Origin of the sequence: Mycobacterium persicum (assembly GCF_002086915.1) — a bacterium.
GTDB classification, from domain to species: domain Bacteria; phylum Actinomycetota; class Actinomycetes; order Mycobacteriales; family Mycobacteriaceae; genus Mycobacterium; species Mycobacterium persicum.
The window spans coordinates 3,672,114-3,679,791 of sequence record NZ_MWQA01000001.1; the positions used below are offsets into that span (position 1 = coordinate 3,672,114).

At 68.3% G+C, this 7,678-nt stretch carries 3 protein-coding genes and 1 pseudogene; 3 read left to right on the forward strand and 1 reads right to left on the reverse strand.

The genetic code is table 11. The features are described 5' to 3' along the window. On the reverse strand, positions 1-3,262 hold a 3,262-nt coding region (locus B4U45_RS16780; RefSeq protein ID WP_219859463.1), incomplete at its 3' end, for a PPE family protein. Positions 3,263-3,742: 480 nt separating this feature from the next. On the opposite strand from B4U45_RS16780, the gene B4U45_RS16785 reads away from it, so the two are divergent. The 3 genes and pseudogenes from B4U45_RS16785 to B4U45_RS16795 all read left to right on the forward strand — a co-directional run. After that, positions 3,743-6,034, forward strand: a complete 2,292-nt coding sequence (locus B4U45_RS16785; RefSeq protein ID WP_219858748.1) for a PE family protein — start codon at positions 3,743-3,745, stop codon at positions 6,032-6,034. 253 nt (positions 6,035-6,287) lie between these two features. Next, entirely contained in the window at positions 6,288-6,671 is a 384-nt protein-coding gene (locus tag B4U45_RS16790) for a hypothetical protein (protein WP_183155067.1), read from the forward strand. A gap of 218 nt (positions 6,672-6,889) precedes the next feature. Then, positions 6,890-7,660: pseudogene (locus B4U45_RS16795) on the forward strand (PE family protein); the annotation flags it as partial. Positions 7,661-7,678 lie beyond the last annotated feature (18 nt).

Below are 7,678 nucleotides of genomic sequence, written 5' to 3' on the forward strand. Positions count from 1 at the left end.
TCAGGCCGATGCCGATGTTGCCGGTGCCGGTGTTGGCCACGCCGATGTTGTCATCACCGAAGTTACCCAGGCCCAGGTTGTGGCTGCCGGTGTTGGCCAGTCCGATATTGGCAAGACCGGCGCTTAGGTGTGGGCCGGTGTTGGCGAAGCCGATGTTGGTGCTGCCGATGTTGGCGCTGCCCAGGTTGAGGCTGCCCAGGTTGGCGCTGCCCACGTTGGCGCTGCCGACGTTGCCGCTGCCCCAGTTGAGCTCGCCGGTGTTGCCAAAGCCGAGGTTGAGTTGACCCAGGTTGCCCAGGCCCAGGTTGAACACGGTGGCCTGGGGGCCGTCGTGCAGCAGGCCGGCCAGGTCGGTGCCGACGTTGGCCAGCCCGGACAGCTGCGCCGGGGCGCCCACGCCGGCGGTGCCGGTGTTGTACCAGCCCGAGACCGAGTTGCCCAGGTTGAACAGGCCCGATTGCAACGCCCCCAGGTTGGCCAGCCCCGAGTTGCCCAGAGCGCCGATCGCGGAGTTGTGCCAGCCGGAATTGTTCGCCCCGAAGTTACCGAACCCCGAAGAACTGCCACTGCCCTGATTGAAGAACCCCGACGACGGACCGCCCGTCGCATTCCCAAAACCCGGACCCGCCGGAATATCGAGAATCGGAATCGTGCGCCCCTCGAGCGCGCCGATGAAGCTCATATCGATGACGGTGGTCGGGCCTCCGATATTGAGCGTCACCAAGGGAAGAGTGATTGTCGACGGCGGAATATTGAAGGGGCCGAAGTAAAAGTAGCCGTCCAGGAAGGAGTTCTGCGGGTAGGTGAAGCCGGGGATGGTGATGGTGTTGCCACCGAACTGCACCACCTGGTTGATCGGGATGATGTAGTCGGTGTTGATGGGAATCGTCGGGGTGGTGATGGCAAGGTCGATGCCGAACTGGCCCTGATTATCGCCGCTGATAAAAAAGCCGTTGTTGGAATTTCCTCTGTCGAATGCGCCGGTGTTGGTATTGCCAGTGTTGAACCAGCCCGTGTTGTAGTCGCCGCTGTTGTAGTCGCCGGTGTTGTACGCGCCAGGATTGAAGTTGCCGGTGTTAAAGCTGGCCGTATTGAAGTTGCCGGTGTTGTAGTTTCCGGCATTGGCCAGGCCGGTGTTGGCGACACCAGGATTGAACAGGCCGGTGTTGGCGGTGCCCGGGTTGTCGATGCCGGAGTTCCAGGCGCCCGCGTTTCCGATGCCCCAGTTGCCGGTGCCGGCGTTGCCGATGCCGACGTTGCCGGTGCCGGAGTTGAACACGCCGACGTTGTTGCTGCCGGAGTTGAATAGGCCGATGTTGCCGGTGCCGGTGTTGAGGGCGCCGAATCCGATTTGGTGTTCGCCGGTGAGACCGATGCCGATGTTGCCGGTGCCGGTGTTTCCCAGGCCGACATTGCCGATGCCGTCATTGCCGAAACCGAGATTGTCGTTGCCCGCGTTGCCGAATCCGACGTTATGGTCGCCGCGATTGGCCGGGCCGAAATTGTGGCTGCCCAGGTTGCCGGAGCCGACGTTATGGCTGCCGAGGTTGCCCGAGCCGACATTGAAACCGCCGAGGTTTGCGCTGCCGATGTTGACGTTGCCGAGGTTTGCGCTGCCGAGGTTGGTGCTGCCGACGTTTCCGCTGCCCTGGTTGACGTTGCCGAGGTTGGCGTTACCGAAATTCAGCGTGCCGCTGTCGGCGAACCCGAAGTTGATGCGCCACGGCCCTCCGAGGATCCCCGACATCTGGCTTCCGGTGTTTGCCACACCCGACAGATGGGCCGCGGTGGCGAGACTCAACGTGCTCGTGTTGAGAACGCCCGACATGGTGTTTCCGGTATTCACCAGGCCCGACTCCAGCCCTCCGGCATTGAAATATCCGGAGTTGCCCAAGGGTCCGGTAGCGAAATTCAGGAACCCCGAATTGTTGGAGCCAGCGTTGCCGAAGCCCGACGCGCTGCCGGAGCCGCTGTTGTAGAACCCCGATGACGGCATGCTCGTCGTGTTGCCGAAGCCCGGGCCCCATCCTTGGTAGTCACCCCGCCAGAAGAGTCCGCTGCTGTAGTCGCCCGAGATCAGAGCGCCGGTATTGACGTTGCCCGAGTTGGCGACACCGGTGTTGTAGCTGCCGTCGTTGAAATAGCCGGTGTTGTAGTTGCCGGTGTTGAAGCCGCCGGTGTTGGAGACGCCCGGGTTATAGAAGCCGGTGTTGTAATTACCCGGATTGGCCATCCCGGTGTTGGCGGTTCCGGAATTGAACAAACCGGTATTAACGCTGCCGGCATTGCCCAAGCCGGTGTTGTAGTTGCCGGAGTTTCCGATGCCGAAGTTCCCGGAGCCTGAATTTCCGATACCAATGTTTCCGGTGCCGGTGTTGAATAGGCCGATATTGCCGGTGCCGGTGTTGAGCGCGCCGAATCCGACCTGATGGTTGCCGGTCAGTCCGATGCCGATGTTGCCGGTGCCCGTGTTTCCGAAGCCGGCGTTGCCGTCTCCGGTGTTGCCCAGACCGAAGTTGTTGCTGCCCGTATTGCCCAGACCGATATTGTTGAGGCCCGCCGTTGCCAGTGGTCCGGAATTTCTGAAGCCGGCGTTGTTGCTGCCGACGTTGGCGCTGCCGATGTTGGCGCTGCCGGTGTTTCCGGACCCGATGTTGGCGTTGCCGATGTTCGCGTTGCCGACGTTGCCGTCGCCGACGTTCGCCAAGCCGAGGTTCTGCAATGCGCCGGCGAGCGCTGCCCGGGCTCCCGTCGGGATGAACGGTGTCAACGCGGCGGCGGCGGTCGAAGCCCCGGCGTGGTAGTCGAACATCGCGGCTACGTCCTGGGCCCACATCTGTTCGTACTGACTCTCGGCCGCGGCGATCGCCGGCGCGTTTTGCCCCAACAGGTTCGAGCGCACCAGCGAGACAAATTGGGCGCGGTTGGCCGCGATCAGCGTGGGATGCACCGTTGCTGCCTGCGCGGCTTCGAACGCGGCGGCCGCGAGCGTGACTTGGCCGGCTGTTTGGTCAGCTTGGCCCGCCGCAGCGCTCAGCCAGCCCAGATAGGGCAAGGCCGCGTCCGCCATTGCCGCGGCCGCGGGACCTTGCCAGGCGGAACCGGTCAGCGACGAGGTCAGCAAGGCGAACGACGCGGCCGACGAGCTCAGCTCCGTCGCCAGGCCCGCCCATGCGGCCGCCGCCTGCAACATCGGTTGCAAGCCGGCGCCCAGGTACAAACGCACCGAATTGATCTCCGGGGGCAGCAGCGCGAAATCCATTTCACTTCCTCAACTACGTCCGAGGCCGTGCCGCGGGGAATCAGCCGATGGGCCGCACGCTGATGCCGCCACGCAGCGCGTGGTCGTTCGGTCTCCGTCGTTTGCCGAGAAGGCGCTGCTTAACCCACCTGACCAGCGCATTCCCGCTTATGACGCCACGTTATGGACGGAACACATCTGCGTCTAGCAGAAGGTTGCGAATAGAGACTTGCATTCACTGCAACGATCCGTCTGCCCCTGCGTCCCCGAACTGCAGCCCGCTGGCGATAGGTGATCCTGTCGGACGCAGCCCGGCGGCGTCTGTTGCGCCGATCAGAAGCCGATGCATCGTCTGTACCCCAGCTGCGGCGCCTTCTACTTGCGTCAGACGCAAGACTGTGCACTGAAGCTTCTGCTAGACGCTGCTACCTCTCCTGCATAGCGTCATCCGCTGAGCGCGACGGACTTTCGGTCGCCCCCGGACGCTGAGAGGTAGGCCGAATGTCGTTCGTAAGCGTTTCGTCCGAGGCCGTGGCGGCCGCCGCATCGGATCTGACACCGATTGGTTCGGCGATCGGGGAGGCCCATCTGGCGGCAGTGGCGCCGACGACCATGCTGGCCGCTGCTGGCAGCGACGAGGTGTCGACGGCCGCTGCGGCATTGTTTTCCGGTTACGGGTGGGAATTCCAGGCGGTCGCCCGGCAGGCAGTGCTGTTTCATGAGCGGTTTGTGCAGGCGCTGAATGCGGGTGCGGCGGCTTATGGGAGCGCGGAGGCGGTTAATGCCGGGCCGTTGCAGAAGTTGCTGGATGTGATCAACGCACCGACGCAGGCGCTGGTTGGACGTCCGCTGATCGGCAACGGTGCCGACGGGGCGCCGGGTACTGGTGCCAGCGGCGGGGCCGGCGGGCTGCTGGTGGGCAATGGCGGCAACGGCGGCTCGGGAGCAGCGGGCCAAGATGGTGGCACCGGCGGGCCCGGCGGGCTGATCGGCAATGGCGGCAACGGCGGAGCCGGCGGACTGGCAGCGGCCGGCGGCAACGGCGGGGCCGGCGGCTGGTTGTGGGGCAGCGGCGGCTCCGGTGGGGTGGGCGGGGCCGGCGGTGTGGGCGGCCAGGGCGGGTCGGCGGTGTTGCTAGGCGCTGGCGGTGGCGGCGGGAACGGCGGAGCCGGCGCGGCGGCCGGAAGCGGCGGTGCGGGTGGGCTGCTGTACGGCAACGGCGGCAACGGGGGTCGCGGTGGAGTCGGCGGGCTTGATGCCCACGGTCGTCCGATTGTCGGTGGCGCCAGTGGTGATGGCGGGTCGGCGGTGGGATTGTTCGGCCGAGGCGGGGCCGGCGGGGCCGGATCGGTGGGCATGGCCGGGGGGCAAGGCGGTAGCGGTGGCCTGGTGTGGGGCGATGGTGGTGTTGGCGGGGCCGGTGGGGCCGGCGCAGGTGGTGGTCACGGCGGCGCCGGTGGCGGGCTGATCGGCAACGGAGGCGACGGCGGCCAGGGCGGGTCGGCCATGGCGGGCGTCCATGGCGATAGCCCCGGGCGGGGTGGCGACGGCGGCAATGCCGCCGGTCTGATCGGCTCGGGCGGCAACGGCGGTCAGGGCGGCGCCGGCATCGTCGGGGCGAACGCCGTTAACCCCGCGGCCGTCGCCAACCCGGCGACCGGACCGGCCGGGCAAAGCTACGGCGGCACCGGTCAGCCGCCCCCGCCCAATCCGGCCGTCGGCGGCAACGGCGCGGCAGGACCTCAGGGCGGTAACGGCCAAGACGGCGGCAACGGCGGCGCGGGTGGCGACGTGTCCGCACCGGGCTACGGCGCTCCGGGCACCCAAGGCGGTAATGGGGGCGACGGCGGTCCTGGTGGTCCTGGCGGTGGCAACGGCGGCGCCGGAGGGGCCGGTGGCACCGGGAGCACCGACGGGATCGGCTCGTACGGCAACGGTGGCAACGGTGGTAATGGAGGCAACGGCAGCGGACCGGGCGGTGCCGGTGGTGCCGGTGGTGCCGGTGGCTCCAGCGTGGGGTCCCAAGGAGCCGCTTACGCCGGTGTCGGAGGTAACGGCGGCGACGGTGCCCCAAGCGGCGTGGCCGCGGGCGCCGGTGGTAACGGCGGTGCGGGCGGCAACGGCGGCAATGCCGGCCTGCTGCTGGGCGACGGGGGCGCGGGCGGGGCCGGTGGCGTCGGGGGTATCGGCGGCACCGGCGCCCCCGGTGGAGCCGGTGGTGAGGGCGGGGCCGGTGGCACCGCCAACGGAGACTGGGCAGCTCATGGTTACCCGCAGGACAGCCAGGACACTGTCTCCGGTGGTCATGGCGGTGACGGCGGCGATTCACTGTCCAACGGCGGCGCCGGCGGTGCCGGCGGCGCCGGCGGCAACGGCGGTAATGGCGGCCGCCTCGTCGGCGTCGGTGGCGCCGGTGGCGGCAGCGGCAGCGGCGGCGCCGGTGGTAGCGGCGGTACCGGCGGGGCCGGCGGCGCGGGTGGCCAAGGCGGCAACGCTGAAGGCGGGACCCCCGACGTCCTGGGCGGTAACGGCGGCGACGGCGGTAACGGCGGGGACGGTGGCACCGGCGGTAACGGTGGCACGGCTGGGACCACCGCAGGCACCGGCGGGTCCGGGGGATTGATCGGGATGGCCGGCAGCGCGGGCGACCGCGGCGTAGGCGGGGCCGGCGGCCCAGGCGGTCCCGGTGGTGCCTACGGTCCCGGCGGCGCGGGCGGTACGGGATTCCTGTCGGGCAGTGCGGGCGCCAATGGCAGCGTCGGCAACGACGGCGCTGCGGGACAACACGGCTGATCTTCGTCGCTTGTGCGCGGCGCAACGGTCCGTTCGCAAACTACCGCAAGGCGCCGGTAGTCGGCCCATGTGGCTTCAAGCATTTGGCCGAGGGACCGGGCAGCTGCGGATTACCTTTCATGGCAACGGTGTTGCGCATGTAGCCTCGGTTAGCTGCCCCACAGGTGTGGCACCCGAGGTAGCCGCGGCGCGGGGCCGTATGCCAGCGCCGACGCGCTGCGGGGTGGGGCCCACAAGCGCAAGCCGTGGGCCCATGACGTCGCTGGCTGGCACACCGAGCTCTACGTCGACGCTGCGCGATTGCCCGAACTTGTCCCGCAGTTGGCCCGCCTGCTCCCGGATCAGCATTGATCATCTAGGCTTGTCGGCGGCCGGGCTGCCTCGGCTGCTTGATGCGGTCGATCGCGGAATACGAGTCAAAGCAACGGGATTCGGGCGTTTAAGCCTCAACGTTGCCGATGCGCTGCGCCGCATCGACGCCGTCAACCCTCAGGCCCTGATGTTCGGCACCGACCTGCCCGGCACCCGGGCGCCTCGCGCGTTCACAGCAGAAGACCTCGACGTGATCAGCGACACTCTGGGAGATGACGCCTCGCAACGGCTCAGCGACAACGCCCGATCCTGGTATCGAATCTGACGCACGGGAAGGGTTGCGGCGCTGTGCATTACCCAAGCATGCGTGAGACGCAACGGTGTGTTCGCAATCTTTTGCTAGACCACGGCGGCCGTGCTGCTTAGCGTCGTGTGTGACCGAGGTCACCCTGGCCTGGCTGGTGCGTTATTGGCTTTGTTTGCAACGGCTTTGGCCATGTACAGGAGTGCGCCTTCGGTCCCGCATTGGTCGGAGGTATGGCGATGTCGTTGGTAAGCGTGGCGCCCGAGGTGGTCGCGGCGGTGGCCTCAGATGTGGCGCGAATGGGCTCGTTGATCGGAGACGCCAATCTGGCGGCAGCAGGGCCGACCACCCTACTGGCCGCCGCTGGTGCCGACGAGGTCTCCGCAGCCATCGCGACGCTGTTCTCCGGCCACGCTCGGGAGTTTCAGGCGGTCAGCCGGCAGGCGGCACTGTTTCATGACCAGTTTGTGCACGCGTTGAGTACCGGCGCGCTGATGTATGCCAGTGCTGAGTCGATCAATGCTGACCCGCTGCAGGGACTTTTCAACATGGTGAACGCGCCCACCCAGGCGCTATTGGGGCGCCCGTTGATCGGCAACGGTGTTGACGGGACGCCGGGAACCGGGGCTAACGGCGGTGCGGGTGGGTTGTTGTTCGGTAACGGCGGAGCCGGTGGGTCAGGCGCTGCGGGGCAAGACGGCGGCGCCGGCGGGGCGGCCGGGCTGATCGGCAATGGCGGGATCGGGGGTGCCGGCGGCGCGGGTGCAGCGGGCGGCACTGGTGGTGCCGGAGGGTGGTTGTGGGGCAACGGCGGCGGCGGCGGGGCCGGGGGGGCGGGGGGGGGGGGGGGGACCTCCCCGCCGGGGGGGCCGGGGGGGGCCCGGGGGAATGGGGGGGGGGGGTTTCGGGCCCGGGGGGGGGGGGGGGGGCGGGGGGGGGGGGGGGGGGGGGGAGGGGGGGGGGGGGGGGGGGGGGTGGGGGGGGGGGGGGGAGTGGGGAGAGGGTGGGGGTGAGGTGGAGTAGTGGGG